Below are 26,980 nucleotides of genomic sequence, written 5' to 3'. Positions count from 1 at the left end.
TTGGTTTGCCACCTATGCGGAATGCAGCATATATTGCAACAAGACGTAAACTTGCACATCTTTCGATTTTAGGTACTACTACCGCGCCCTTTCATCCCACCACCACCGATTCGCCTTCGCGTTATTTGAGTTTATGGAACAACAAGACCACCTGCTGGCAGAAGCCCGCCGCTACGGCTACATTGAGGGCGACGAGGTGTGGCTCAAATCCTTTATGAATCTGCCGGCCCGCAAAGTGGGGCAAGTAAAAGAATCGGCTGATGCTTCCTTGCTATATTTTGCCAACCGCTTCGAGCTTTTCCGGGGTAAAGTAGAAGATCTGCTGCAGAAAATTGAAGAATCCGAGAACAAGGGTTCGTTTTTGATGAAGGCGCTGCACCTCAAAGAGCTGGTAGCCAGCTACGACGCCCTCGGCGACTTCGAGAGCCTGCACCGTCGCCTCACCGACGCCGAGGAGGCCGTTAAAGTAACGGTGGCCCGCAACCGCGAGAAAAATCTAGCCACTAAAATTAGCCTTATCCAGCAGGTAGAAGCCCTGCACAACGCCCTCGACTGGACCACCGCCGGCGACGAGTTGCAGGAGCTACGCCAAGCCTGGATCAAAACCGGCCCCGTAGAAAAGCAACTCACCGACGAGCTGGAAAACCGGTTCCGGGTGGCAGCCGACGAGTTTTTTGTGCGGCGCAAGGCCTTCCAGAACGAGAAGAAGGCCATGACCAACCGGGCCGCCGACCAGTTCCGGAGCCTGATTCGACAGTCGGAAGGCCTGCAAGATTCCACCGATTTCGAAGGCACTACGGCCAAGCTCAAAAAGCTGCAGCAGGACTGGAAGGAAGTGGGCGGCTCCTTGCCGCGCAAGCAAGCCAACGACCTTTGGACGCAGTTCCGTGCCGCGCACAACCACTTTTTCGAGCGCCTGAAGGTGCACATCGAGAGCAAGCGCACCGAGTCGAAAGACAGTTCCACCGATGACAACCTTACCCGCAAGCGCGCCTTGGTAGCCGAAGCCGTGGAACTGCTCAACCGGCCCATGTCGGAGGCGGTGTCCCGCGCCAAAGAGCTGCAGGCCGCCTGGAAAAAGGTGGGTCCCGTGCGTGGCCCGGAATCGGACCGGGTGTGGGAGCAGTTCATTTTGGCCTGCGACCGGGTGTTCGAACTAAGCGCACTGGAGCACTACATCCGCAAGCGCCCCGAAAATGCCACCGCCAAACCCGAGGAACAAGTGAACATGCGCGTGCAAGCCCTGCGCGACTTCATCAAATACGACCAACAAGAGCAGCTGACCCTGGAAGAAAACCTAGGCAAGCTCAGTTCCGCTCCCGCCAATGATGCGTTTCGGCAGATGCTGCAAGGCAAAATCCGCGCTTTCGAACGAAAAATTCGCACCAAAAACGACCTAATTGAGATGTTGCGCCAGCGCTTAGTTGCGTAGCCCAACCTTCGCGGCTATCTTACGTTGCTGGCAACTACAACAAGCGGCTTCTGGTCACGTTGTCAGTTAAAATGCCTCGGCCGGATTTTTGATAGCCGTAAGTACCTTTCTTTTGACCACCTTTTTAAGTACCCCACACGCTTATGTACTGGACGCTGGAACTCGCTTCGTACCTGGAAGATGCTCCCTGGCCCGCCACCAAGGATGAACTTATTGACTATTCTATCCGCTCGGGCGCGCCCATGGAGGTAGTGGAAAACCTGCAAGCCCTGGAAGACGACGGCCAGCCGTACGAGAGCATCGAAGAAGTATGGCCGGATTATCCGACCAAGGAAGACTTCATGTTCAACGAAGACGAATACTAGTATTTAGTGCCTAGGAAGAAGATTATAACACGTAGTGTGTTTTGACTTCTAAGGCCTAAGCCTTCATCACGAAGCACGAAAGATTTGATTGCGGAGTACGAACGACACGTTCTACTCCGCAATCTTTTTTTGGTGGTACCCGCTCCGTCTCGCCTTCTTTTATAGCCGCGGTGGGCCCTACTGGCCGGGGCGAAAACACGTTATTTCGGGCCCTGATAAGAGCCGGTTCGAGTAGGTAAGGACACCTGACCGTCATGCAACTTGCCTCTCAGCGGCCACAATAGCCTAGCGTGCCAATACCCGCGTGGCCTGGTAAACTAGCTGTGGCTAATCTGTTTGCCTCGACGCACCATTGTCAGCTTTTCGCTCAGAGGCGTGAGCTAGTATGCCGGGCCGCTACAGCAAGCCCATTAGCGCCTGTTCTCCTACCCGAGCTATGCTGCCGGCTTGTCGTGTCCTCGGCTCTCCGTGCAGCCCCTTAGGACTGACCCCATACAGGCCGCCACAGGCTTTCCGGGAGCTTAACCAGTGCCTCTGCCGGCTAACTTCACAATAGTTATTGGTGTGTAAGGCGTCCTGTGGTTTTGTCGTAGCTATTTCAGGCTTAAATTTGCCAACCTCATCCGGTGCATCCTTGCTCATTGAAGAGAAAGTGGCCGGGGCAGTGGCAACCAAGCAGGCCGTGCGTGTATGGCATCAAGAGATGAAAGTGCATTTCGAGAAGCTGTGCTTCATAATGAATTCATCAAGCTCCTAACACTTAACAGTCATCTTTCTCAAATCCGTCGGCAGCACGTCACTTTTTTTAGACCCTCCACTGACGAGCTTCTACTTATTCCCTAGAACCTCGTACAATTCTGCAGACAAAGTTGCGCAGTTAATTTCCGCATGATTCACATTGTTTATATCAGCCGGGCTGTGCGTCCGCTCTCCGACCAAGACCTGCAGTTGTTGCTCGACCAATGCCGCCGCGACAATGCCCGGCACAACGTAACGGGGGTGTTGTTTTATAGCCACGGCAATATTGCCCAGCTCATTGAGGGCGAAGCCGAAATGCTGGAGCCCTTGTTCGAGAAAATTGCCCGTGATGGTCGCCATTCCAACGTGGTTAAGCTGGTAAGCAAACCTATTAGTGTGCGCAGCTTTTCGGACTGGTCGATGGCCTTTCACCCCCTGGAATCCACCGGATTTGAGACCCTACAAGGTTTCTTTCACCCCCACAATATTCCTCCGGCCCCTAGCACCCTTACCATTGCGGATGCCACCCTGGTAGATTTAGTGCGGATGGCCGTATTTGGGGCCGATTCCGCTTTCAACTCGGCCGTGCCGCAAGCGTAGATGGCCTTTACCTATCAAGGCCTTGCCTACACGCTGCACTTAATGTTGGCAGCGGTGTACCTTTTTGCTTATTCAATTACTGATTATGCGTGAACAGCAACTGCAGGACATCCTTCGGCACATGCCGGCCGGTGTCGCTACGCTGCAAGGCCCCGAGTTGCGGTATGGTTTCGTGAACGAAGCCATGCAGGCGGTTCTAGGCGCATCTGTCGCGGAAGGTCAGCTAGTGGCCCAGCAGCCAGGTAACTTGCCGGCTGATCTGCTGGAGGTAATGCAGGAAGTCTACCGCCGTGGTCAGCCGTATGTAGCCAAAGCCTATGGCCTGCCTTTACCGGGCGTAAACAACGAACCGCCCCGCCCCCGCTACTTCGATATTGCGCTGGAACCCGTGCGCGAAGGAGGCGGCGCAGTGAGCGGTCTGCTGCTGTTTGCCGTCGATGTGACGGGGCAGGAAGAGGCGCGGCAACGCACCCACGAGTTGGCCATCGAAACCCGGCGCCTCGACACGCGCTTACGGGTACTAACCGAAACGGTGCCCCAAATTACGTTTACCGTTGATGCCAGGGGCAACTACGAATACGTAAGCCCCCAGTGGTACTACTTCACCGGCCAGCCGCCTACTGCCGACCTCAATGCCATGTGGCCGTTGCTTATTCATCCCGACGACCGGCTGCGGGTACTCTACCAAACAGAAGCCGCCCGCACCGCTGGCATCGGCTGGAGCTACGAATACCGCTTGCGCCGCCACGACGGCCAATACCGCTGGGTGCTAAGTCGCGCTCTGCCTGAACTGCATGCCCCCGATAAACCGGTGTTCTGGCACGGAGCCCTTACCGAAGTTCACGACCAGCGCGAGTTAGCCGAGGCCTTACGCCGCGGCGAAGCCGAGCTACGGTTTTTGGCCGATAGTATTCCCGAGTTGATCTGGACGGCTACCGCCGAAGGCTTTGTTGATTACTACAATCAGTACTCAGAAGAGTATTCGGGGCAGCCGGGCCAGGACTTGGGCCCCACCGGCTGGATCAGTTTGCTGGACCCAAGCGAGCAGGCCGGCGCCGCCCGCCGATGGGTGCACAGCGTCGCTACCGGCGAGCCGTACGAGGGCCTGTATCGGATGCGCCGCCACGACGGGCGTTACCGGTGGCACATCATCCGGGCCCGGCAACTCACCGACGGGCGTGGCCTGCGCTGGTTTGGGGCCTGCACCGACGTAGACGACCAGCACCGTCTGCGCGAGGTGCTTCAAACCCAATACGACGAGCTAGCCCGCACCAACCGCGACCTGGATACGTTTGTGTACACCGCTTCTCACGACCTAAAGCAGCCCCTACTCAACCTGCGCGGCCTCTTCGACGAGCTACGGCGCAGTGCCTCGTTCAACGACCCGCAGGAAAGCCAGATCCTGACGATGGTAGACGAAGCACTGCGGCAGCTCGATCTTACCCTGCAAGACCTGGCGGCAACTGTACAAGACCAGCGGGGCCTCTCCGCGCCCACCGAGGCGCTGGATTTGCGCAGCGTGGCCGATGAAGTACTGCTCGGCTTGCGCGCACAGGTACTGGAATCGGAAGCCAAGGTGGAGTTAAACTTCGAGGCGGCCCCCATGCTCACTTACGGCCGGGCCAACCTCCGCTCTGTGTTGCACAACCTGCTTAGCAACGCCCTCAAATTCTCCCACCCCGACCGGCCGCCGCACGTCACGGTACAAAGCAGCCTCTCAACTACCAACCAGCCTATCCTGACCGTGCAAGACAATGGCCTGGGCATGATACTGCCTGATGTGCCAACGCCCGTTTTCCAACCATTTGCGCGCCAGCATCCGCACGTGGTAGGCGCCGGGGTCGGCATCTATCTGGTGCAGCGCATCATCACCAGCCGGAACGGCCACTTGGAGGTGAAGAGCACAATAGGCGAAGGCACTACCTTCACGGTGCATTGGTTCGAGGGATAAGCCACGCTACAAGCAGCTCGCAACCCTCACTTAGCTACATAGTTGCCACTTACTCGGTTGTTCTCCGACCCGGCCGGCCGCGGAGCACGTGCGCAATCGACTGCAGGAAAGGGCCCGGCGTTACCGAGTTCAGAACTTGCAGGTTTTCCCAGCTAGAGGTGCGCTCGTCCAGAAAGTCGAAGAGCCGCTCGGGGGTATTGCGGGTGAACAGTTCGGTGAACACGTTGCGCGTGTGTTCGCCTTGGCGCTGCATAATGTCGAGGAGCAGCGTATCGAAGAAACTGAACTGCCACTGGTCGCCGGTTAGGTTGGTGGGCGGGTGGCCGGTAGCCGCCAGCGCCCGGACTAAGTGGGCAGAATGGGCGTGAATCCGCTTGAACGCATAGCCCGTGCTCGGTTTGGCCCGGCCGGCTCGGGTACCGAGGTTGATGATGTGGCGCCCTTCTGCTGGCGGCAAAGGATGATCAGTCATGGGAATGGCGCCCACTTCTTCGGCCTCGATGCGGAAATCCGTTATGCCTAGCTCTCCCAGGTACTTGCGCATGGCCGCCTCGTACTCAACTTTGGGCAGTATTTCGGCCGAAAACAGGGTGTACTCCACCAAGGCGCGCCGCTCACTGAACGGCAGCACGTACATGAACCGGGCTTCGCGCTGTTGCTCACCCCGGAAATCCATAAACTCCACCGTTTGCGGGTTGAAAACGTCGCGAGAGGTTTCCACCTCCCACCCCACAAAGTGCTGAAGCAGGTAGCGGTACTTATCCGGACGTTTCTGAAACTGCGGCGGGCGGCTGTCGAAAGCATAGCGAGCCGTAAAGGTGCCCGCACTGGTTTCGGCCGTTATGCCCGTAGGTGTGTTGTTCAGCGTTTCTACTGTGCCTTGCATCCGCACGATTTGCGGCGTATCTGCTAGCGCCTGCCCCACAAAATTGTAGAAATCCAGCCCCCGAATCATTTTATAGCGGTGCCGCGTCAAGTTGAAAACTTGCTCGTACCCGGGACTTCTAAAAGCCAGCTGCCCCCATTCGTGGGCCACAATAGAATCAAACGGCGTGGGCGCATCGGTCCAAAACGACCAGGTTCGGTCGTTCCGGTTTTTGGTTTCAGGCTCTAGTATCAGCACGCGCTTGTCGGCTAGCCGAGGCTCCTGGCTGATATAATAAGCCAAACTTAGCCCTGCTGCCCCGCCCCCGGCTATCAGATAATCGTATTCGAAAGATGCTGCCACAGAAGGTAACCGCTTGAAAGTAGTGGTTGTTGCAAGGTAGCAGAGCAACCGTACTTCTCACTTGGCTAGGTTGGCGTTAAAGCCGCCGTAGCGCCGGCCAAGTCGCGCACCGCATCGCGCACATCAAAGTCGAGCTGAGCGCTGAAATGCTGCCGGCCCGGTAGAATACTGACTTGCGAATGCAACCGCTCCACCCAAAGGCGCTCGTTTTCCTGGTAGCCCGAGGTGTACGGGTCATCATCGGAGAGCAGCACAACCAGCTTGTTGCGAGGAATGAGGCGGCGCGCTGCTTCATAGTCGATAGGCGCATCCATCCAATTAAGGATATCCTGCCAAGGGCTGTCTACAGAAAACCAGCCGGCCACGCACAGCACCCCGCCCACTTGCTCAGCATTTGGATTCTCCTTGGCTACGCTGGCCAAGTAGTGCAGAATAGCCAGGCAGCCTACACTATGGCCCACCAGTATCACTTTAGAATTCAGCGAAGTAGCTGGTAGCACTTGCTGCAGATACTCGATTGCTTGTCCGATAACGGGCAGCTCCCACGCGGGCATAGCCAACTTATGAATTCGATAGTCGAAACCATCCTCGGCGGCTACCGACGCCAGTTGCTCAGCTAGCCAGGGATACCAGTCATCGTCAGGCGCGCCAGCCCAACGCGGCACTATAAACACGTCTCGAACCTCTTTGATGGTAGAAGCATGCTCCATGATTTGGAAGTTTTAGGGTGGGCTCTAAAATACTATTTATTTGATTTAATCAAATTTTTCTCTGAACAGGATTGAAACATAATTCATATAATACATTGAATATAAACATAAAAGCCAACTCTTCCTTATGGAGAGCTGGCTTTTTAGCAACACGTATCGTGTTCTTAGAAGTTGGGGGAAAGCAAGTATTTTGAATAGAAGTCGTCAATGATTTTTACGGCCGACGCCGCGTCGTCTACCAGCTGCACCAAGTGCATGTCCTCGGCCGAAATATTGTGCTCTTCGTTTAGCATCACTTGTTCTATCCACTCGAACATCCCTTTCCAATAAGCAGTGCCCACCAGCACGATAGGGAAGCGCCCGATCTTTTTGGTTTGAATGAGTGTAATGGCTTCAAACAGCTCATCAAGGGTCCCGAAACCGCCGGGCATCCCAATAAAGCCCTGGGCATACTTAACAAACATCACCTTGCGCACAAAAAAGTAGTCGAAGTTGATGATTTTGTCGGGGTCGATGTAGATGTTGTTGAACTGCTCGAAGGGAAGCTCGATGTTCAAGCCCACAGAACGGCCACCCTCCGAACGAGCGCCTTTGTTGCCGGCCTCCATAATGCCGGGGCCGCCCCCCGTGATAACGCCGTAGCCGTGGCGGACCAGCTTGGCCGCAATTTCCTCGGCCATCTGGTAATAGGGATTCTCTGGCTTGGTGCGAGCCGAACCGAAAATAGACACGCACGGCCCTATTTTCGACATCTTCTCGAAGCCTTCTACGAACTCGGCCATTACTTTAAAGATCTGCCAGGAGTCGGCAATCTTGATTTCATTCCAGTCTTTGTCGACAAAGGCTTTGCGGATGCGCTGCTCGTCGTCGAGCTGCAAGGTCCGTACGCCGTGGGTTTGCTCCCGGATGTCGCTAATGCTGGTGACCTTATTATTGTTGACATCCGGCTGCCGGATGGTTTGGCCGCTACCGGCATTCAGCGCCTCGTCGGAGTCCTTGGTACGGCTGGTTTTTTTGAGCTTAGACATTACTGCTTACTTACATAAAACGGCAAGACTGGCGGAAACCCAGGTTGCTACGATTGGGGAATTTGAAAAAGAGAAAGCCGCTCCACGCAAACAGAGCGGCCAAAAGTACAGGCGTGCAAATTAACAATTTGTTAACATAGCGTGATGGTTGTGCTTTCAAAAAAGCTTGCCCCGCTTAAGCCACAAGTTGCTTTTGCTGCTTAGCCACAGTACCCATTGTACCATGAACTAACGCAATGCGCCCAAATTCGTGAGCTACCGGTCCGGCAGCAACACCCAAGATGCTCGGCTGGCCAGGCATAGTAAAGCGCTCGGTCAGCGGATGTCAACTTAAGAAAAATGATTGTTTGCTCCCGCTTATTTGCTTCGGATAGCGATAACCGGATCAAGATTAGCGGCCAGCACCGCCGGAATAATACCCGCCAGCACCCCAATCACCACTGATACGGTGAGGCCCAAAGTGATGTTGGCGCCAGAGAGCTTGATAGGTGTAATATCCTGGGGCACGAGGGTAAGCAGCCACACCAACAAGATACCGGCCGCGCCACCAATCAAGCACAGGAAAATGGCCTCGAACAGGAACTGAAACAGAATAAAGTAGTTCTTAGCCCCCAATGACTTTTGAATGCCTATAATATTGGTGCGCTCCTTCACCGACACGAACATGATATTGGCAATGCCAAAGCCGCCCACCAACATAGCAAACGAACCAATCACGCCTCCGGCTACCCCAATCACCGAAAAGAGCTTACCGATCATGTTGGTTAGCATTTCGGGGCGGTTGAGGGCAAAGTTGTCTTCCTCGCGGGGCTTTAGGGTGCGGATATTGCGCATCAAGCCCTTCATTTCGTACTCCAGATCCAGCAACCCGGCATCTTCCTCACGTCCTTTCACGGCAATGGTAGGCGTCACGCCGGTTAGGCCATTGCTACTCAGGGTGAACATTTTGGTAAAGGAGCCAAAGGGAATAACGCAGTTGGTATCATTGCTGGGCGTATCGAGAAGCTTTTTGCCTTCTTTTTTCACGACGCCGATAATTGTGAACGTCAGCCCGCGCGCTTTGAACTCCTGGCCTAGCGCCGAGCCGTTTGGGAACAGATTGTCGGCAATATCGGCACCGACAACGGCCACGTTGCGAGCCGACTCCATTTCCTGGGTGGTAAAGTAGCGGCCTTCAGCAATGGGCAGGTCCGATATGTTGCGGTAGTCGTAGGTGACGCCCATGAGCGCACAATCCTGCATGCTGTTGGAGCCCACCCGCAAAGTATTGCCGCCCGTAGCGGCGTAAATAGCTACTCCGCGCTGGTTGTTGGAGAGGCTACGCTGCAACAGATCGAACTCGCGCACGGTGGGCGCGGGCCGCTGGAAGTAGCGCCACCACGGATAATCAGGCTGGTCGAAGGTCCAAGGCATTTTCATGACGTAAATCACCTTGTCGCCCACAAAGCTCATGCTTTGGCGCACGTTGGCTTCGAGAGAATCAACCACGGTGAAAACGGCAATGATGGCGAAAATACCGACCGTCACGCCAAGCAGGGAAAGCACAGTCCGCAGCAAATTCGCTTTGAGGGCTTGCCACGCGAAGCGGAAGCTTTCTAAAGTCAGACGCAGAGCTTTCATAAGGTGAGATTGTGAAGTTGTGAAATGGTGAGCTTGATTTTTTGGTCAACACAAATGGCACCGACAGAACATCCGATTCACCATTTCACAACTTCACAATTTCACCTTTCCAGGCGAAAAGTAACGATAAATCAAGCTAGGTTACGTACTTTCGCCGACTCAAATTTTCTTTAGCTTCCCTAGCTATTGCCTTTGCCTACCCGCCTCTATGAAGCTTTCCGAGTTTAAGTTTGATTTGCCCGAAGCCTTGGTTGCTCAGCACCCGGCTAAGAACCGCGACGAATCGCGCCTGATGGTGCTGCACCGCGACAGTGGCAAAATTGAGCATCGCATGTTCAAGGAAATTATCGAGTACTTCGGCGAAGGCGACGTATTCGTGGTGAATGACACGAAAGTGTTTCCGGCTCGCCTCTACGGCAACAAAGAGAAAACCGGCGCTAAGATTGAAGTGTTCCTGCTGCGCGAGCTCAATAAAGAAATTCACCTATGGGACGTACTCGTTGACCCTGCGCGTAAAATCCGGGTTGGCAACAAGCTCTACTTCGATGACGAAGGCGAAGTGGTAGCCGAAGTTATCGACAACACCACCTCCCGCGGCCGGACCATCAAGTTCTTGTTCGACGGTTCCGACGAGGAGTTCTACAAAGCGCTGCACAATTTGGGGGAAACTCCTCTGCCCCGCGAATCCATCACCCGCGACGCTGAGCCAGCCGACAAAGAGCGGTACCAAACCATCTACGCCAAGCACACAGGTGCGGTAGCCGCGCCATCGGCTGGTTTGCACTTCACCCGCGAGGTATTGAAGCGCCTCGAAATCAGAGGGGTGGAAGTAGTACCCGTTACGCTGCACGTGGGCTTGGGCACTTTCCGCACCGTGGATGTGGAAGACCTGACCAAGCACAAGATGGATTCCGAGAATTTCATTGTGCCTGGCACTTCGGCCACGGTAGTGAATCGCGCGCTCGATGCTAAAAAGCGCGTGTGCGCAGTAGGTACTACCTCGATGCGCGCTATGGAGTCGTCGGTGTCGGCTAATTCGCGCTTGAAGGCCAACGAAGGCTGGACTGATCGGTTTATCTTCCCTCCTTACGATTTCAAGATTGCCAATACGCTGCTCACCAACTTCCATACCCCGGAAAGCACCCTGATGATGATGGCCGCCGCTTTTGCTGGCTATGACTTGCTTATTGAAGCCTATAATTTAGCCATCAAAGAGAAGTACAAATTCTTCAGTTACGGCGACGCTATGCTGATTTTGTAAGGCCTGTAGGTGACAACGTTACGTCGCCTTACCTTTTACTGGCTACTCGAAGGCCCGGCCCCTGAAAACGGCCGGGCCTTTGTTTTTACCAGCGGACTGCCTTTCGATTTTCGCTTCTCACTTTATCATCGCAGCGCACTTGCTACCCGTCACTTCTTCCCCTTCTCCCTTACAACGCTATGCTATTCTGGTGGCGGGCGGCAGTGGCACACGCATGCGAGCCGACCGGCCCAAGCAGTTTTTAGAATTGAATGGTGAACCTGTGCTGCTCCATACGTTACGCCGGTTTGCTGAACCCCAACTGAGGGTAGACGCTATAGTCGTGGTATTGCCCGCCGACCAATTCGAAACGTGGGAACAACTCTGTGCCGACTATCAAGTGCAGATTCCGCACCTTGTAGTGGCGGGCGGCGCTTCGCGGTGGGCTTCGGTGCGCAACGGGTTGGGGCAGCTGGCCGGATATGAAACGGGCGTAGTGGCTGTGCATGATGGCGTGCGGCCACTGACACCGCTGGCGGTTATTGAAAACACCTTTGCGGCCGCTGCAGAGCACGGCGCGGCCATTGCCGCGGTGCCGCCCAAAGATTCGGTGAGGGGCCTAAGCCAGCAGGGCTCTTATGCGCTGGACCGCGCCCGGCTACGATTGGTACAGACGCCGCAGTGCTTTGAAATTGGGTTGCTGCGCCGTGCCTACCAACTACCCGAGCTGGCTACTTTTACTGATGATGCCAGCGTAGTGGAAGACCTCCACCCCATTCGCTTGGTACCGGGTGACTACCGCAACCTCAAAATCACTACGCCCGAAGATTTGCTGCTGGCAGAAGTGCTCCTGCGGCAAGAAAGCAAGTAGACTTTCGTCTCGTACGGCGTAGGTGAAATAGCCCGTGGCGTTAGGCAACTAACTTCCTCACATGTATATGCGATACCGCTGCGCTGTTGGACAAAGTACCTTAGCAGCGTTGCCTGTAGGTACTTAGCCGGGCGCCTGATCATGAAAAAACCACTGCTTCTTTCGTTTTTGCTGCTCGTTACAGTTGTGGTGGCTCCTGCTGTAAAAGGTCAGGATTGTGGTTTATACTACGACTTGCGTAAAGGCGGAGTGTACGAGTTAACCGCTTATGACAACCACGACCAACTTACGGGTCGGATCATGCAGGAGGTACGCCAAGCCAAGACCAGCAAAGGCAAGACCACCGCAGTTATTCACCAGCAGGTTACCGACAAGAAAGGCAAAGCGGGTAGCAGCAGTGATTACACCGTGGAATGTGAGGCTGGTGTAGTACGCCTCGATATGCGCACCATGCTCAGCCCGCAAATGACCTTGGGTAGCCCACAAAATACCATGCAAGCAGAGGTAACCGGCGACTTTCTGGAATTGCCAGCAGTGCTCAAGCCCGGAACACAGCTCAAAAATGGTAGTATGACGGCTGTTTTGCGCGACGAAAAAAGTGGTGTTGCCATTTCCACAACTACCATCAACATCAGCAACCGCCACGTGGAGAGCACCGAAACCATAAAAACGGCGGCCGGCAGCTTCGCTTGCACCAAAGTGGTGCAAGACATGCAAGTGAAGGTAGGCATAGGCGGACTAGCTATTCCGGTGAACATGCGCACCGCAGATTGGTACGCACCCGGCGTGGGGGTAGTACGCTCTGAAACCTACCGCAAAGACAAGCTAATGAGCTACACCTTGTTAACAGCACTGCCAAAATGAACCCCAAGTATTTTATCGATAAACCAGTATTAGAACAGTGTGTATTACTATCGGCCACTGCATTTTTCAACTTATCCTTTAGTTTATAATTAGTACCTGTCACTCAAGGGGGCCAACAACGAGGGGCCCAATCCATGTGGATTGGGCCCCTCGTTGTTGGCCCCCTTGAGTGACAATCTAGTGCGTACTGGCTTCTATCCGCAGGCGTTTTATCCCAACAGATTCAGTCTGGCAGGTTCTATTCCGCTTGCACCCCAACCGCTAGCTGAACCTACCGTATATCCTTGAACACCCACTCTTGTACTAAAACCTGAAATCATGCGTTGTTTCCAATTAGTTGGATTACTGGCTTTGCCCCTACTTACGGCTTGCTCAGGAGGAGAAAGCAACAAGGACCCGGTTGCCGAAGCCAAGTTCCAGAATGAAAAGCGCATTGGCGATGAAGCCATAACCGAAAAGCAGGAGCGTGACGCTGAATTCATGGTAACGTCCGCCAGCATGGGTATGCTCGATGTAGAGCTAGGCCAGATAGCGCAGCGCAAAGCCACTTCGCCCGACGTGAAATATGTGGCTCAAACTATAGTTGGCGAGCATGGCCCCATGCAAACCGACTTACAAGCTATAGCTGGCAAAAAGAATATTGTGTTACCCAACAGCCTAGGTAAAGAGCAAGCTGGGCTTGTTGGTGAGCTATCCGCTCTGAATGGCCCGGCCTTCGACCGTAAGTACCTCGACCTGCTGGAAGATGGCCACAAGCGCAGCATCGATGACTTCGACGACATGAGCGACGACGCCTACGATGGCGACATCCGGGCCTTTGCCGCTAAGTATCTCCCCATCTTGAAAAGGCACCGGGAGGCCGCCGAGCAAGCGGCCGATAAGCTGCCTAAATAACCTTGTTTCCCTTACCACCTACCACCACTACACCCATGAAAACCAACTTTTTTTCCTTGCTGGCGCTGGCCGCCGTTCTTTCGTTTAGTAGCTGCGGCAATGCCGAGAAGCGGACCGATGGTACCGCTGGCGAAGCAGTAAGTGATATCGACAAAGCGGCCGATGAAGGCGGAGTAGAAGCCGATGCCACGGTTATCGACAACGATGCGGGCCCAACGGTGTCGGCCGATGCCGATTCGGCGGCCGCTACCGACACTACGGGCCAAGCTCGTCCATAACCTAAGCTCGTCAAAGCGAGTACCTTCTACTTTCGACATCTCAACAGCATCCTGCTATGAAACGCTTCTTTTTTAGTGCCTCTTGCCTTGGCCTTCTGGCCCTCGGCGCTTGTAGTCAGTCGGCCGACACCTCTTCCACTACCACTGATACTGCCACGGGCAGTGCCCCAACCAACACCGACGGGATGGACTCTACCGCCACCGGCGCTATGGGCGGCGACACGGCGGCGGCCAGCGCAGCGGGCGGCGGTGCCATGGCCGACCCCAGCGGCCCTACCGCTCCCCACACCGACGACCCCACCTTCATGAAGTCGGCGGCGCACAGCGACCAGAACGAAATGCAGCTCAGCAAGCTTGTGCTTGAGAAAGGCGCCACCGGCATGGCCAAAACCCACGCCGACATGATGATTACCGACCACACTAACTCGACGGCCGACCTGAAAGCTATAGCGCAGAAAAAGAGCGTGACGCTGCCCACCGACATGGACGCCGAGCACAAGGCTATAGCCGAGCAAATGCGCAAGCTCTCGGGTAAGGAGCTGGAAAAGAAGTTCATGGACCAGATGGTAGTTGACCACCAGAAAACGCTGAATACCATGGCCGCGCATCAGAAAATGACCAAGGACACGGACCTGCAAACTTTCATTACGAAGACGACGCCCGTCATTGAGAAGCACCTAACCATGTCGAAAGAACACTCAGGCATGATGTAAGCTCTTGATTTCAATACTGCTAGTATAGAAAGCCGCTGCCCAATAAGGCAGCGGCTTTTTTGGTTGGCACATAGCTAGCGGGCTATCTTTAGTGGATCGAGGTGGTTTCTCTTCCCGCCTGATTCTATTTCTGGATGGATGGTAACGAAAAACCCTTGCACGAACGGGAGGCGTTTCAGCTAGAGCGGGTAATACTCTTTACGGATGCCGTATTTGCCATTGCCATTACGCTGCTCGCCATCGAGTTGAAGGTGCCGGAATTGCACCACGCCACTGAACACGCGGCCCTCAGCGGCTTGCTACAGCTTACGGGCCAGTTTATCGGCTTTCTGATCAGCTTTTTCATCATTGCTGTGTATTGGGTAGCGCACCACCGCATTTTTCGGTTTGTGGTGCGCACCAGCCCCCGGATGTTGTGGCTGAACATTGTGTTTCTGCTCAGCATCGTACTCATGCCGTTTACCACCGCTTACCAAAGTGAGTATCCTATGCTGCGTACGCCGTGGGTGCTTTATTCCTTGAATATCATTTTCAGTGGGCTGATGCAGGCGCGTATGCAGGCCTACCTCCGCAGCCCGGCCGCCGGCGTGGTTGCCCCCGCCGAGCAGCAGCACCCCGACCTCGACCCGTTGCGGCCGTTGCTCTCGCCGCTGGTGTTTCTGCTGAGCATAGGACTGGCGTTTCTACCGTTCTGGCATCCAAGCTTGCTACGGCCAGTGCCCATGCTTACCGTGGTTTGCATGGTGTTGTACGGTCGGCGCTACCGGCGGCTGGAGCGGGAGTATCAGCAGCAGGAACTGCAAGCGCAGGCCGCCTGAGCACCCACGGAAAATAAGCGCAGGTAAAGAGGTATTGGCGAGGCCAAAACTCCTGACTTATTGTTGAGTATAAGGCACAAAGCGGTCTGCTTATTAGCAGGTCTGTTTCGTTGTACTGCTTCGTCTTTTCGCCTGATTTTTCGCTTCCATGAAAAAGCAATTGAACTGGTTCTTTAGCTTGCTGCTACTTGTTAGCAGTATTATAGGGGGCTTCTCTCCCGCGCAGGCGCAAACCAAGCAAGCCGAAAAGCTTAACAAGAAGCGCAGCAAAAACCTGGCGCCCAATTCGACCTACACCAAAGAGCAGCTGAAATACGATTCCGAGTTTGCGGTAGCTGCCGCCAGTGCCAACATGCTGGAAGTATCGCTAGGCAAGCTGGCCCAACAGAAAGCCATTGAGTTGGAAGTAAAGGAATGGGGCAAGAAGATGAACCAGGAACACAGTGAAGCCGGCACGAAACTAGAAGCCATTGCCAGCCGCAACAGCATCGCTCTACCCACCATGATGAGCCCCGAAGACCGCGCCACCTACGACGACATCGACGACCGGAAATACTTAGGCTTCGACAAAAAATACTTGCGCGACTTGAAGGCGCTGCACCAACGCACTGTGAAGCGCTACGCTGAAGCTACTACCAAGCTAGCCAACCCCGAGTTGCTAGCTTACGTCACGGAAATGCTGCCGATACTTCGCGCGCATGAAAGCCAGACGGCCGTGCTCTTCGAGCAGGTTAACGCGCTGAAGTAGCCGTCGGCACAAAATATTTACACTATAAAGCGCCTCAGCTTGTGCCGAAGCGCTTTTTTATAATATCACAACAAACTATACAGCACCGTATTGCCTAGCTTGTAAGCATGAAAAAACTATTTTACTCTATGCTGCTCGTCGGCTCTCCCGGCATAGCAGCACACGCTCAATTCAACGTCGCGTATCACCAGTCCAACCTGCCCTTTGTGGCGGCGTCTTACGACTTCGGGCGCTTCCACCCCGACTTTCGGGTGAGCACCGACGCTTTCACCTCCAGCCTAAATCCAGAGCTGACACTGAACTACAAATTTGTGAACAAGGAAGATTACTACGTGTACGCTGGCCTCGGCGCGCGCACCAACGGCTTGGCTGGCGGCGTACTGCCAGTAGGAGCGGTGGTATTCCCATTTGCTAAGAAGCGGTTAGGCTTTCACTCCGAGCTAGCCCTAATTGGTATCGGCGAAAATGGCACTGTGCTACGTGGGAGTTGGGGCATCAAATTCCGTTTCGGCCGTATCGAAGAAGCACCTGTAACAAGTAACTAGCCGATATGCCACAACGCCACAACGCCTGCTCTCACGTTTGAGGGCAGGCGTTGTGACTCCAATGGTAGGCGCTGCTATGCCTCGGCGTACTTGCTGGTGCGCAACTCCTCGGCCAGGAAGCGGCTCGTATGCCCTTTTCCTGACTTGGCTACCTGCTCTGGCGTGCCTTGGGCCACAATACTACCACCGGCCGCGCCACCTTCAGGCCCAATATCGATGACGTAGTCGGCTACTTTTATCAGATCAAGATTATGCTCGATGATCAGGACGGTATTGCCTTTGTCGGCTAGCTTTTGGAGTACGTCGGCGAGGTGGCTGATGTCTTCGAAGTGCAGGCCGGTGGTCGGCTCGTCAAGGATGTAAAACGTTTTGCCGGTGTCCTTTTTGCTGAGTTCCGTAGCTAGTTTCACGCGCTGCGCTTCACCGCCCGAAAGCGTGGTAGCCTGCTGGCCGAGCGTGAGGTAACCTAAGCCTACTTCGTTCAGCGTCTGAATCTTACGCAGAATGCGGGGCTGGAACTCGAAGAAGTCCACAGCCTTTTCCACAGTCATGTCGAGCACATCGGTAATGGACTTGCCTTTGAAGCGAACTTCCAGTGTTTCGCGGTTGTAGCGGCGGCCTTTGCAGGTTTCGCAGGGCACGTGCACGTCGGGCAGGAAGTTCATTTCGATGGTTCGGATACCGGCACCTTCGCAGGTTTCACAGCGCCCACCTTTCACGTTGAACGAGAAGCGCCCTGGTCCGTAACCCCGAATCTTGGCTTCCGGTAACGACGAAAACAACTGCCGGATTTCAGTGAACACACCGGTATAAGTAGCCGGGTTCGAGCGGGGCGTACGGCCAATCGGCGACTGATCTACCTCAATCACCTTGTCAATTAGGTCCAGCCCTTCGATGCTACCGTAGGGTAGCGGCTCGCGCTTGGCGTTGAAGAAGTGCTGGTTGAGGATGGGATAAAGCGTGTCGTGGATGAGCGACGACTTGCCGGAGCCCGACACGCCTGTAATGGCGATGAGCTTGCCGAGCGGAAACTTCACCGTCACATTCTTCAGATTGTGGCCTTTGGCACCTTTCAGCACCAGCTCATTGCCTTCACCAACCCGCTTTTTCTTGCGCAGCTCGATGTGCTTCTGCCCGCTGAGGTACTGCGAGGTAAGGCTGCCCGAATTAAATATTTCCTGCGGTGTACCCGATGCTACAATATGCCCGCCGTGGATGCCCGCGCCCGGACCAATATCGAGCACGTAATCGGCGTGCAGAATCATATCCTTGTCGTGCTCCACTACAATCACCGAGTTGCCGATGTCGCGCAGGTGCTGCAAGGCCTTGATTAGCCGCTCGTTGTCGCGCTGGTGCAGGCCAATGCTAGGCTCGTCCATGATGTAGAGCACGCCCACGAGCTGAGTGCCAATCTGAGTGGCGAGGCGGATGCGCTGGCTTTCGCCGCCGCTCAGGGTCCGTACCGAGCGGTGCAGGTTCAGGTAATCGAGGCCTACTTCCAGCAGAAAGCCGATGCGCTTACGGATTTCCTTGAGCAGCTCGCGCGCAATCAGGTTCTGGCGGTCGGTAAGGCGCGTCTCCAGGCCTTCAAACCAATCCGCTAAATCGTTCAAGTCCATCACCGACAACTCGCCGATGTGCTTGTTGTCCATCTTGAAGTGCAACGACTCCTTCTTGAGGCGGTAGCCGTGGCATTCGGGGCATTCTTTGGCTTGGGTGTACTGCTGGATCCACTCCCGGATGTTCTCGGAATCGGATTCCATCTGCCGGCGCAAAAACGGGATGATGCCCTCGAACGGCTCGGCGTAGTTGGCCTTCTTGGGGTCGGCTTCGTCGTCTTCGGGTATACCGTAGAGCAGCCGCTCGATCAGGTCGTCGGGCAGTTTCTCTAGCGGCGTGCTCAAACTTAGCTTCTGCCGTTTCAGGATGGCGCTGAGTTGCTGAAAAATCCAGATGTCGCGGTACTCGCCAAGTGGGGCGATACCGCCGCGGCTGACGCTCAGCTTGCGGTCCGGCATCACCGATTCCTCGGTTATTTCCTGCACTTCGCCCAAGCCGTTGCACACCGGGCACGCGCCGTAGGGTGAGTTGAAGCTGAACGTGTTTGGGGCCGGGTCGTCGTAGGCGATACCCGTGACGGGGTCCATGAGGAAGCGCGAGAAGAACTGCGTTTTCTTGGCGGCGTTTTTCTCGTCGGGGTCCAGCACCAGCATCGTGCCCTTGCCGTGCGTCAGGGCGTTCTGCACCGAGCCCGACAGGCGGAACCGGTCTTCCTCCTTCACCACCAGCCTATCGATTACGATTTCGATGTCGTGAATCTTGTAGCGGTCCACCTGCATTTTGGCCGTGAGGTCGAGCAGTTCACCATCGACGCGCACTTTGGTGAAGCCAAGCTTGGCAATTTGTTGGAACAGCTCGCGGTAATGGCCTTTGCGGCCCTTCACCACGGGTGCCAGCACCACCAGCTTCTTGCCATCGAAGTGCTGCAGAATGTAATTGATGATCTGGTCGTCGCTCTGCCGAATCATCTTGGCGCCGGTGGCATAGCTGAAGGCTTCGGCCGTGCGGGCGTAGAGCAGACGCAGGAAGTCGTATATCTCGGTGATGGTGCCGACCGTGGAGCGAGGGTTGCGCGAGGTGGTTTTCTGCTCGATGCTGATAACCGGCGACAAGCCTTCAATCTTATCGACATCGGGCCGCTCCAGCCCGCCCATGAAGCTCCGCGCGTAGGCCGAAAACGTCTCCATGTAGCGACGCTGTCCCTCGGCATAAATCGTATCGAAAGCCAACGATGACTTGCCAGAGCCCGAAATACCGGTGAACACCACGAGCCGCCCACGCGGAATCTTGATGGAAACGTTCTTCAAGTTGTGCTCCCGGGCACCGTACACTTCAATGAAAGGCGACTCGATGCTGCTAGCGGAACCAGCCAGCTGCCCGTTGGCCAAAGCGGAGGGCGCCAGTGCAGGCAACGAAACCGGAGCTACTGCCACCGTCGATGCTTTCTGTGGTGCTGCCGTAGCCTTGGGGGCCTTGGGTGTTTTAGGAGCTTTAGGCGATGCAGCAGTTGATGCCGCGGTTGATTTTTTGGCCATGCACTAGCGATGCGAATAAGTCTGCAAAGGTAGGTAAAACCCGACCTTCTTACTATCCCGAATAGCTTATTTGCCAAGGGGTTTGGCTAACATAATTCGGAACAACCAGCCGACAATAGTTGTGGGCAGACTGCCTATAACAACGATGATGGCGTAAAAGTCTCAGCGCAACTAAAGTTCCATATCAAGCACTGAAAGTGTGCAGTTTACGTTATCAAATCAACAAGAAATGGCGCTGTTATTGCATGGTGTAGTCTAGAAACATTTCCCTTCTGAAATCATGAAACTCTTAATAAAATCAGGCTTGCTTTTGCTGCTGGGGTTGCTGCTACAAAGCGGCGCTGCTCAGGCACAGGTGCGGGTCAGCGTCAACGTAGGCCCTCCTGCCTGGGGGCCGACTGTTGGCCCCGGCGTGGAATACTACTACATCCCGGAAATTGATGGGTATTATGACTTGTATACGCAGCAGTACGTGTACCTCGACCCGTATGGCTACTGGGTTAGCACGCCGTATCTGCCTTCTTACTACGCCAATTACGACCCGCGCTTTTTCCACCCTGTAGTAATTAATTATGTAGGCCGGCAGCCATGGGGCTATATCCGCGACCACCGGGCCTACTGCAACCAGCGCGGCTGGCAACCGGGCCGCTACTACGGCAACAACAACTACTATGGCAACGGCCGGGGCAGCTATGCGCCAGCACCAGGCTACCGCCAGCCCCCTGGCCGCTACGACAACTCGCCCTACAGCAACCGGGGTTATGCCCGCGGCAACGACTACGACCGTAACAACCGCGGCAACTATAGCCGCGACGACCGTAATGACCGTGACAACTACCACCGCGACGAACGGAGCAGCCGGGACAACCAGAACAGTCCCGGCCGTAACGACCGTGGCTTTGAAGGAGGCCGCGACGAGCGGAGCAACTCTGGTGGTCGCGGCCGGGGCCGATAAAGCCAGCTTCCGTCAGGCAACTTCCAAAAGAGCGTCCTCACTTTGAAGACGCTCTTTTTTTGCGCCTAGTGCAGTTGGTGGCTTTGGTGCCTGAACAAAAGCAAGAAAGAGCACAACCATAGTTTGGCCCCTTTCTTGCTTTTGTTCAGGCACCATAGCTAAATCCTAAATCACTTTCCATGAAAACTATCCTCAAACTTACCTTGGCGCTGTCACTCACGGGTCTTTCTTTTTCCACGCAAGCGCAAGGCCGCGGCAATGCCGCGCGGCCTTCTTGGGGCCCAGCTGTGCCAGCCGGCAAACAGTATTACTACATCCCAGAAGTTGGAGGCTACTATGATCTCAGCGCCCAACGCTACATCGTGCAGCGCGACAACCAATGGGTGCGCGTAGCCAACCTGAGCGGTTATTCACCCTCCACTTTCCATCCTGTTGTTATTGACTATACAGGCGCACAGCCTTGGGGACAGATCAGCCAGCACCGCACGCTATACCCGGCCAGCTTACCACCCGGCCAAGTGAAGCGTCTGGAAAATGGCAAAGGCCTGCCTCCCGGACAAGCCAAGAAGCTAGGTGCTGCTCCGGGTGGAGTATATGTAGTTGGAGGCAAGGATAAAGGAAACAATGGCCATGGCAAAGGCCACGGCAAGCACTAGGCTTCTTCTGCCCCTGCCAGCACAAGGCCGGACTCCCTAGCGGAGTCCGGCCTTTTTTGTGGTAGCCAATGGGTAAACCCGTAATTTCGGACCAGCTTACAACTCCACAGATTCCGCTTCCTATGGTATTTAGCAGTACACTCTTTCTTTTCTACTTCCTGCCGGGCTTTCTGGCGCTCTATTTTCTGGCTCCCAACCGATTCAAAAACACGGTGGCCTTGGTTGCCAGCATAGCCTTCTATGCGTGGGGCGGCCTCAACTTTTTGGCTTTGTTTGTAGCCTCCGTTGTAGTCAACTTCTTTCTGATCCGGCTCATGGACCGGGCCGAAGGCTGGCAAAAACGCATTTACTTGACCATGAGCATCATCATTAACGTGGCGATGCTGTTTTACTTCAAGTACGCCAACTTCTTCCTAGAGAATTTTAGCGCCGTAAAAACGTCGTTGGGTGGGTCGGAGCTGACCTGGGAGAAGGTGGTGCTGCCAATTGGCATTTCCTTTTTCACTTTCGAGAAGCTTACCTACACCATTGATGTGTACCGCGGCGTGAACAAGCCCTTGCGCAGCTTCTGGGACTTCATGCTTTACATCATGCTGTTCCCGAAGATGATTGCTGGACCTATCGTGCGCTTCCACGAAATAGCCGGCCAACTCACCGACCGCCGAGCCTTCGACACTGTCGACCATAAGTTGGCAGGCTTGTTTCGCTTTGTCATTGGCTTATCAAAGAAGGTGCTTATTGCCAATGTGCTGGGCCAGGAAGCCGACCGTATTTTCGGGCTGAACCTAGATGAAGTATCGGCGCCAATGGCGTGGCTGGGGGCGCTAGCGTACACTTTCCAGATCTACTTCGACTTCTCGGGCTATTCCGATATGGCTATCGGGCTAGGCCGGATTATGGGCTTTCAGTTTCCTGAGAACTTCAATAACCCCTATATTTCGCGCAGCATCACGGAGTTCTGGCAGCGCTGGCACATCACGCTTGGCCGCTGGATGCGCGACTATCTGTACATTCCCCTGGGCGGCAACCGAGTGAAACCCAGTCGGCTCTATATCAACCTCTGGACCGTGTTTATTCTCTCGGGCTTTTGGCACGGGGCGGCTTGGAATTTCATTGCCTGGGGCGCTTTCCACGGCTTATTCCTGGTGCTCGACCGGCTGTTTCTGCTGCGTATCTCCAAGCGTTTGGGTGTCCTCAGTATCGTCCCTACGTTCTTGGTCACAGTAATAGGTTGGGTGCTGTTCCGGGCCGAAACGTTAGCCGGCGCTTTAGCTTACATGAAGCGCATGTTTAGCGGCGGCCTGGAAGAGTTGCCTTACTTCAGCAACGAATTCTGGATTACGCTGGCCCTGGCAATTCTCTTTGCCTTTATGGCCGCTTTGCCGCGGGTGGAGCGCTGGGAGGTGGGCATGCTGTTTGGCGAAAAGCTTAGCTTACCCCGCGCCGCTAGCCTCACTCTAGTCACGGCAGCCCTGCTGATATTGAGTGCTGGCGCCATCCTGGGCAACTCGTTTAATCCCTTTATCTACTTCCGTTTTTAAGCGAGACTTGCCACCGTGCCCTCGGCTCTCTTGTCGGGTATGGGTTGCTCCATCATCCTTTGTTTCAACCCTGTGCCTCCCGTTCTACCCAACTGAGTGAAAGCAGACGTTTTTAAGCTTATCAAGAGGGGGTTTTTGGGTATAATCCTAGCTATCCTGATTTTGCCAGCTATCCAAACCCGTTTTCGACTGTTCAAGATGGGAAGCATTGGAGGCTATGCCGAACGAGCGTCCTACCCCGACCTGACCTTGCCTACGTTGCTTGACAACAGCTACCAGCCTGCGTTGGAGAAGTATGCGGAAGACCGCATTGGCTTCCGGGAACTGCTGATCCGCGTGCGCAATCAGATAGCCTTTTCGGTGTTCGGTATATGCAAAGCCGATGACGTGCTTATTGGGAAAAACAACATCTTGCTCGACGAAATAGCAATTCGTGCCTATTTAGGACAAGATTTCAAGGGCGAGACTATCATCCGCAAAAATGTGTACAAGCTGAAAGCAGTGCAGAATATGCTGGCCAAGCGGGGTATATCACTAGTATTTGCTATTGCGCCATCTAAGGCTAGTTTCTACCCAGAATATCACCCTGATTACTTTCGTAATCAACCTCACACGCAGTCCAATTACACTACTTACGTGCAGCAAATGCAGCAGCAGGGAGTTAATTTGATTGATTTGGCCCAGGTATTCCAGCAGTGGAAAGACACAGTTTCCTATCCTTTGTTTACGCGCGGTGGGATTCATTGGAGCGGTTATGGTATCACGTTAGCTGCTGATACCCTCTTCAAGTATATCGAGCACCGAGGACAGTTCGACTTACCCGATTTCACTGTAACTGGCCGTACGGTCACTGATGAAGCCCGTGATAGTGACGACGATATTTTCAGGTCCTTGAACTTACTCCAAAAGCCGGAAGAATTTAAGCTGGTTTACCCCACCATAAAATTTGAACCGTTGAAGCCCAATCAGCAAAAGCCTAATCTGCTGATAGTCGGGGACAGTTTCAGCTGGGGATTAATTGGGTTCTATCCCTATATTTCAAACTTGTTCAGCAACAAAACGCAGTTTTGGTACTACAACAATCAAGTACAGGTTGGTGCACGCGATGATATGCCCCCAAGTCAGGAGGTGCACCTGCTTGATCGTAAAGCTGAGATGTTGACGCAAAAAGTTATCCTGTTGTTATACACCCAGCACAACCTTGGTAGCTTCGACAATGGGTTTAGTGCCACTGCTTATAATTTGTTTTTCCCGACTACCGCTGCCGATCAGGCACACATACGAGCTATTGAGCAAAAGCTGAAACAAATGCCTACCGTGCAAGAAAAACTGTGGCAGCAGGCCAATGCCACCAACGGTAACTACGACCTGATGCTTCATCAAATGGCCGTAGAGGAATACGAAGCCCAGCGGCCATAACGGCTCATTTGCTTACTTCTTAGCGTCTTCTGCCCTCTTGCCTTATTAGTACCAGAAATGCCCTTGAAACGCGCCTTTTTATGTTGCCTATTGGCGCTGCTACTGCTGCCGGCCCTGCAAGCTGAATTTCATTTAGTGGAACTGAACCCGTTGGGAGGCAACGAGGACGTGGTACCGTTTCCGGCATTTAGCAAGGAAGCTCTGATCGACAACACCTTCCAGCCGGCCATGGAGCGCTATGCCGACTTTCGGCTAGGCTTTCGGCCGTGGCTTGTTCGCTTATATAGCCAAATGCGGTTTTCAGTGTTCAACAAAACCCCTAACACCATCTGCATAGGCCACGACCAACAGCTGTATCAGTTTGCGGCTATCAATTCGTACCTGGGCCGCGATTTTCTAGGCAACGACGAAATCAGTTTGCGGCTTCGGCAGCTCCGGCGCGTACAGGATACGCTTCGGGCTCACGGCACCCAGCTGCTGGTGGTGCTGGCGCCGGGCAAGGCCCGCATTCTCCCCGAGTTTCTTCCTGACTCTATCCAGCAGGTGCTGCCCAGCAATCCATCTAACCTCGATGTGCTAGCACGACGCCTACCGGAAGCTGGCATCCCCGTGCTGAATGCCGGTCAATTGCTGCTCCGCTGGAAAGACACCACGCGGTATCCCCTCTTTCCGCGCACTGGTACGCACTGGAGCGGCTACGCGGTGAGTTTGCTAGCGGATACACTTTTCCGGCGCGCCGAAGCGCTAACCAATCGGGATTTGCCGGATTTTCACCTGCAAAAAGGGGTAGTTGGCACGCGCATCCAGGATTTACGCTATACCGATAATGACCTCGGCTCTTTGCTGAATTTAGTGAAAGATATTCAGCCCCACCCTATGTATTATCCGGAGGTGGTGTTCGAGCCAACTACCAGTAAGCATCCCTTAGATGCCCTGATTATCGGCGACAGTTTTGCTCAAAGTCTGTACGGCTTCTACCCATTCTATGATAAACTGCTTGCACCTCGCTCCCGCTTCTGGAGCTACAACCAGAACATTTACTGGCCCGAGCACGCGCCCGAAGGCTGGAACGTGCACGAACTAAACCTGCGGGAGCAGTACGCGGGCCGCGATTTGGTAATTTTGTTGGCTACCGAGCAAAACCTAACGCAGTTCGGCTTCGGATTCATAGACGATGCGTTCGACCTATATGTGCCGCGCACGGCCAAAGACACCCTTCGCACGCAAGAGCTGGAAAAGCAGATTCTTGCTTCTCCTGACTGGGCAGATCAGATTGCCCGCAAAGCAGCCGAGCAGAATCGAGACCTGTTCGAGACGATTCATGCTGAAGCGCAATATATATCAGACAGAGAACGATAAAAAGCGGGTTTATTCAATTAAGCTTCAGATTCTGAGTGGCTTACTGTTTGCTGCACCTAACCGGACTATACCTGCCACGCAAACCAACTATTGTGGGCAGTGTTTAGGTGCAGGTCAATAAGGAAACCGGTCGCATAAGGGCTTTTGCCCGTGCCCGCGGCGTGTATGACTACACCAAGCGCTGAGTAAAAGTACGTTCAGCTTACCCGGAACGAGCTTCTTCACCACCGGCGCGTCGGTTCTCGTATAAGCCGCACACTCGTATCCCGCTGCCATGCCTGCTTCCTACCAACCCATTAGCTGCTCGTTCTACGACGAGCTTGAGGCCCGCGCCACCACCGGCCAGCCCTGCACCCTCACCTACCGCACCGAGCCCGACACCCCACCCAGCACCTACCAAGGCACCATCCAGAACCTGTTCATCAAAGATAAAGTGGAATACCTGCGCCTCGCCGACGGCTTCGAGCTGCGCCTGGATGCGCTAGTGGCCGTAGACGACAAGGAGCTGCGGAATTACTGCTGAGTAGAATAACACAACAGACTTGACCTCCGTGGCTTCTCCATAGTCATCTTGGCACCACATACTTATAAGCTCTGCTTTCAGACAGCAGCGTATCCTGCCATTGCTCAATTAATGGTGTGTAGGGTCTAACTCGCCTCCAAGTATTATCAGGCTGGTTGGGCGGCAACTTGGTGACGAGATTAATAAATGGTGACAGTGGTCGAACAATAAACGTGTTGGGCCTAGGCGACGGATATCCATATTCAGGTCGTGCAGGCCTGAGTTGTACATTGCCCAATTCCCCTGCAAACAGAACTTGACGCGAGTTTTCTCTGTCTTGCTGCTTCCACCAATCATAAGCATACATAGGCCCCATTATCATATAAGCAGCTAAGGGCATGCCCACCATGGAGAAAAACAGCACAAACGCTACTAAGAAGTAACCTATAACCAGCTTGATCAGCCGCGACACGATATATTCAAACCGATCTTGCAACACGCGCAACGTTTGCCGACTGAACAGCGGCGGCGCATCGGTAATGAAGTAGCGCGGACCAAGACCTGTAAGCGTCAGTAAGACAGCTGTAACTCCAAGCCATAATCCATACTTGAGTCTAGTAAATTCAAACCAAGAGAAAGTACTAAGCAAAAGTAGGCTTACACTGCCAGCCCAGCTCCAGCCCAGCGCACCTGCAATGGCTTTTTTCAACCACTTCAATATTTGCTGGCGGGGAAGCATAGCGGATAAGGTTAGAGCGTCAACACCAACGCCCAGCTAATGTAGCCGAGCGTTGGTGTCAAACCAGACCG

25 protein-coding genes are annotated in these 26,980 nt (G+C 54.4%); 19 read left to right on the top strand and 6 right to left on the bottom strand.

The genetic code is table 11. The features are described from left to right. Positions 1-133 precede the first annotated feature (133 nt). The 4 genes from VF639_RS06165 to VF639_RS06150 all read left to right on the top strand — a co-directional run bounded on the left by VF639_RS06165 (position 134) and on the right by VF639_RS06150 (position 5,086). Positions 134-1,432, top strand: coding sequence for a DUF349 domain-containing protein (locus tag VF639_RS06165; RefSeq protein WP_331145013.1), 1,299 nt, complete (start codon positions 134-136; stop codon positions 1,430-1,432). Positions 1,433-1,575: 143 nt separating this feature from the next. Beyond that, the gene (locus VF639_RS06160; RefSeq protein WP_022821757.1) at positions 1,576-1,797 is read left to right on the top strand and encodes a DUF2795 domain-containing protein; all 222 of its coding nucleotides are present in this window, start codon (positions 1,576-1,578) and stop codon (positions 1,795-1,797) included. 888 nt (positions 1,798-2,685) lie between these two features. Further along, a complete protein-coding gene (locus VF639_RS06155) occupies positions 2,686-3,135 on the top strand; it encodes a BLUF domain-containing protein (protein WP_331145012.1) in 450 nt (149 codons plus the stop codon). An 85-nt stretch (positions 3,136-3,220) separates the two neighbouring features. After that, positions 3,221-5,086, top strand: coding sequence for a PAS domain-containing sensor histidine kinase (locus tag VF639_RS06150; RefSeq protein ID WP_331145011.1), 1,866 nt, complete (start codon positions 3,221-3,223; stop codon positions 5,084-5,086). A 49-nt stretch (positions 5,087-5,135) separates the two neighbouring features. On the opposite strand, the gene VF639_RS06145 is transcribed toward VF639_RS06150, so the two are convergent. The 4 genes from VF639_RS06145 to VF639_RS06130 all read right to left on the bottom strand — a co-directional run bounded on the left by VF639_RS06145 (position 5,136) and on the right by VF639_RS06130 (position 9,672). Continuing rightward, positions 5,136-6,314 carry a lycopene cyclase family protein gene (locus VF639_RS06145; RefSeq protein ID WP_331145010.1) on the bottom strand — a complete coding sequence of 393 codons (1,179 nt, stop codon included), beginning with the start codon at positions 6,312-6,314 and terminating at the stop codon, positions 5,136-5,138. 65 nt (positions 6,315-6,379) lie between these two features. After that, entirely contained in the window at positions 6,380-7,024 is a 645-nt protein-coding gene (locus tag VF639_RS06140) for an RBBP9/YdeN family alpha/beta hydrolase (protein WP_331145009.1), read from the bottom strand. A gap of 164 nt (positions 7,025-7,188) precedes the next feature. Next, positions 7,189-8,052, bottom strand: a complete 864-nt coding sequence (locus VF639_RS06135) for an LOG family protein (protein ID WP_331145008.1) — start codon at positions 8,050-8,052, stop codon at positions 7,189-7,191. Positions 8,053-8,409: 357 nt separating this feature from the next. Further along, positions 8,410-9,672, bottom strand: coding sequence for an ABC transporter permease (locus tag VF639_RS06130; RefSeq protein ID WP_331145007.1), 1,263 nt, complete (start codon positions 9,670-9,672; stop codon positions 8,410-8,412). 208 nt (positions 9,673-9,880) lie between these two features. Here VF639_RS06130 and queA point away from each other — a divergent pair, with 208 nt between their 5' ends. From queA to VF639_RS06085, 9 genes are all read left to right on the top strand, one after another. Beyond that, complete coding sequence (gene queA, locus VF639_RS06125; RefSeq protein ID WP_331145006.1) at positions 9,881-10,933, top strand: tRNA preQ1(34) S-adenosylmethionine ribosyltransferase-isomerase QueA; 1,053 nt, start codon at positions 9,881-9,883, stop codon at positions 10,931-10,933. 139 nt (positions 10,934-11,072) lie between these two features. Further along, positions 11,073-11,783 carry a 2-C-methyl-D-erythritol 4-phosphate cytidylyltransferase gene (locus VF639_RS06120; protein ID WP_331145005.1) on the top strand — a complete coding sequence of 237 codons (711 nt, stop codon included), beginning with the start codon at positions 11,073-11,075 and terminating at the stop codon, positions 11,781-11,783. 141 nt (positions 11,784-11,924) lie between these two features. Further along, positions 11,925-12,647, top strand: coding sequence for a TapB family protein (locus tag VF639_RS06115; protein WP_331145004.1), 723 nt, complete (start codon positions 11,925-11,927; stop codon positions 12,645-12,647). A 318-nt stretch (positions 12,648-12,965) separates the two neighbouring features. Beyond that, positions 12,966-13,541 carry a DUF4142 domain-containing protein gene (locus VF639_RS06110; protein ID WP_331145003.1) on the top strand — a complete coding sequence of 192 codons (576 nt, stop codon included), beginning with the start codon at positions 12,966-12,968 and terminating at the stop codon, positions 13,539-13,541. Positions 13,542-13,576: 35 nt separating this feature from the next. Further along, on the top strand, positions 13,577-13,819 hold the full coding sequence (locus VF639_RS06105; RefSeq protein ID WP_331145002.1) for a hypothetical protein: 243 nt from the start codon (positions 13,577-13,579) through the stop codon (positions 13,817-13,819). 56 nt (positions 13,820-13,875) lie between these two features. After that, entirely contained in the window at positions 13,876-14,532 is a 657-nt protein-coding gene (locus VF639_RS06100) for a DUF4142 domain-containing protein (RefSeq protein ID WP_331145001.1), read from the top strand. A gap of 134 nt (positions 14,533-14,666) precedes the next feature. Then, on the top strand, positions 14,667-15,350 hold the full coding sequence (locus VF639_RS06095) for a TMEM175 family protein (protein WP_331145000.1): 684 nt from the start codon (positions 14,667-14,669) through the stop codon (positions 15,348-15,350). A 148-nt stretch (positions 15,351-15,498) separates the two neighbouring features. Beyond that, positions 15,499-16,098, top strand: a complete 600-nt coding sequence (locus VF639_RS06090) for a DUF4142 domain-containing protein (protein ID WP_331144999.1) — start codon at positions 15,499-15,501, stop codon at positions 16,096-16,098. Between the two features lie 107 nt (positions 16,099-16,205). Further along, on the top strand, positions 16,206-16,643 hold the full coding sequence (locus VF639_RS06085; protein WP_331144998.1) for a hypothetical protein: 438 nt from the start codon (positions 16,206-16,208) through the stop codon (positions 16,641-16,643). Positions 16,644-16,717: 74 nt separating this feature from the next. Here VF639_RS06085 and uvrA read toward each other — a convergent pair whose 3' ends face one another. Then, on the bottom strand, positions 16,718-19,738 hold the full coding sequence (gene uvrA / locus VF639_RS06080) for an excinuclease ABC subunit UvrA (protein WP_331144997.1): 3,021 nt from the start codon (positions 19,736-19,738) through the stop codon (positions 16,718-16,720). Positions 19,739-20,018: 280 nt separating this feature from the next. Here uvrA and VF639_RS06075 point away from each other — a divergent pair, with 280 nt between their 5' ends. The 6 genes from VF639_RS06075 to VF639_RS06050 all read left to right on the top strand — a co-directional run bounded on the left by VF639_RS06075 (position 20,019) and on the right by VF639_RS06050 (position 26,191). Next, on the top strand, positions 20,019-20,693 hold the full coding sequence (locus VF639_RS06075; protein WP_331144996.1) for a hypothetical protein: 675 nt from the start codon (positions 20,019-20,021) through the stop codon (positions 20,691-20,693). Between the two features lie 179 nt (positions 20,694-20,872). Further along, positions 20,873-21,349: a hypothetical protein gene (locus VF639_RS06070; RefSeq protein ID WP_331144995.1), complete on the top strand. Its 477-nt coding sequence runs from the start codon at positions 20,873-20,875 to the stop codon at positions 21,347-21,349. A gap of 122 nt (positions 21,350-21,471) precedes the next feature. Next, positions 21,472-22,890 carry an MBOAT family O-acyltransferase gene (locus tag VF639_RS06065; protein ID WP_331144994.1) on the top strand — a complete coding sequence of 473 codons (1,419 nt, stop codon included), beginning with the start codon at positions 21,472-21,474 and terminating at the stop codon, positions 22,888-22,890. A 96-nt stretch (positions 22,891-22,986) separates the two neighbouring features. Continuing rightward, entirely contained in the window at positions 22,987-24,309 is a 1,323-nt protein-coding gene (locus VF639_RS06060; protein WP_331144993.1) for an alginate O-acetyltransferase AlgX-related protein, read from the top strand. A 57-nt stretch (positions 24,310-24,366) separates the two neighbouring features. Then, positions 24,367-25,668 (top strand): alginate O-acetyltransferase AlgX-related protein, encoded by a 1,302-nt coding sequence (locus VF639_RS06055; protein WP_331144992.1) that lies wholly within the window; start codon positions 24,367-24,369, stop codon positions 25,666-25,668. A 274-nt stretch (positions 25,669-25,942) separates the two neighbouring features. Further along, complete coding sequence (locus VF639_RS06050; RefSeq protein WP_331144991.1) at positions 25,943-26,191, top strand: hypothetical protein; 249 nt, start codon at positions 25,943-25,945, stop codon at positions 26,189-26,191. A gap of 43 nt (positions 26,192-26,234) precedes the next feature. Here VF639_RS06050 and VF639_RS06045 read toward each other — a convergent pair whose 3' ends face one another. After that, positions 26,235-26,909, bottom strand: coding sequence for a hypothetical protein (locus VF639_RS06045; RefSeq protein WP_331144990.1), 675 nt, complete (start codon positions 26,907-26,909; stop codon positions 26,235-26,237). Between the last annotated feature and the right edge of the window lie 71 nt (positions 26,910-26,980).

Origin of the sequence: Hymenobacter sp. (assembly GCF_036387835.1) — a bacterium.
Lineage (GTDB): Bacteria > Bacteroidota > Bacteroidia > Cytophagales > Hymenobacteraceae > Hymenobacter.
The sequence above is the reverse complement of the archived record's forward strand: the minus strand, read 5'-3'. Positions and strand labels throughout refer to the sequence as shown.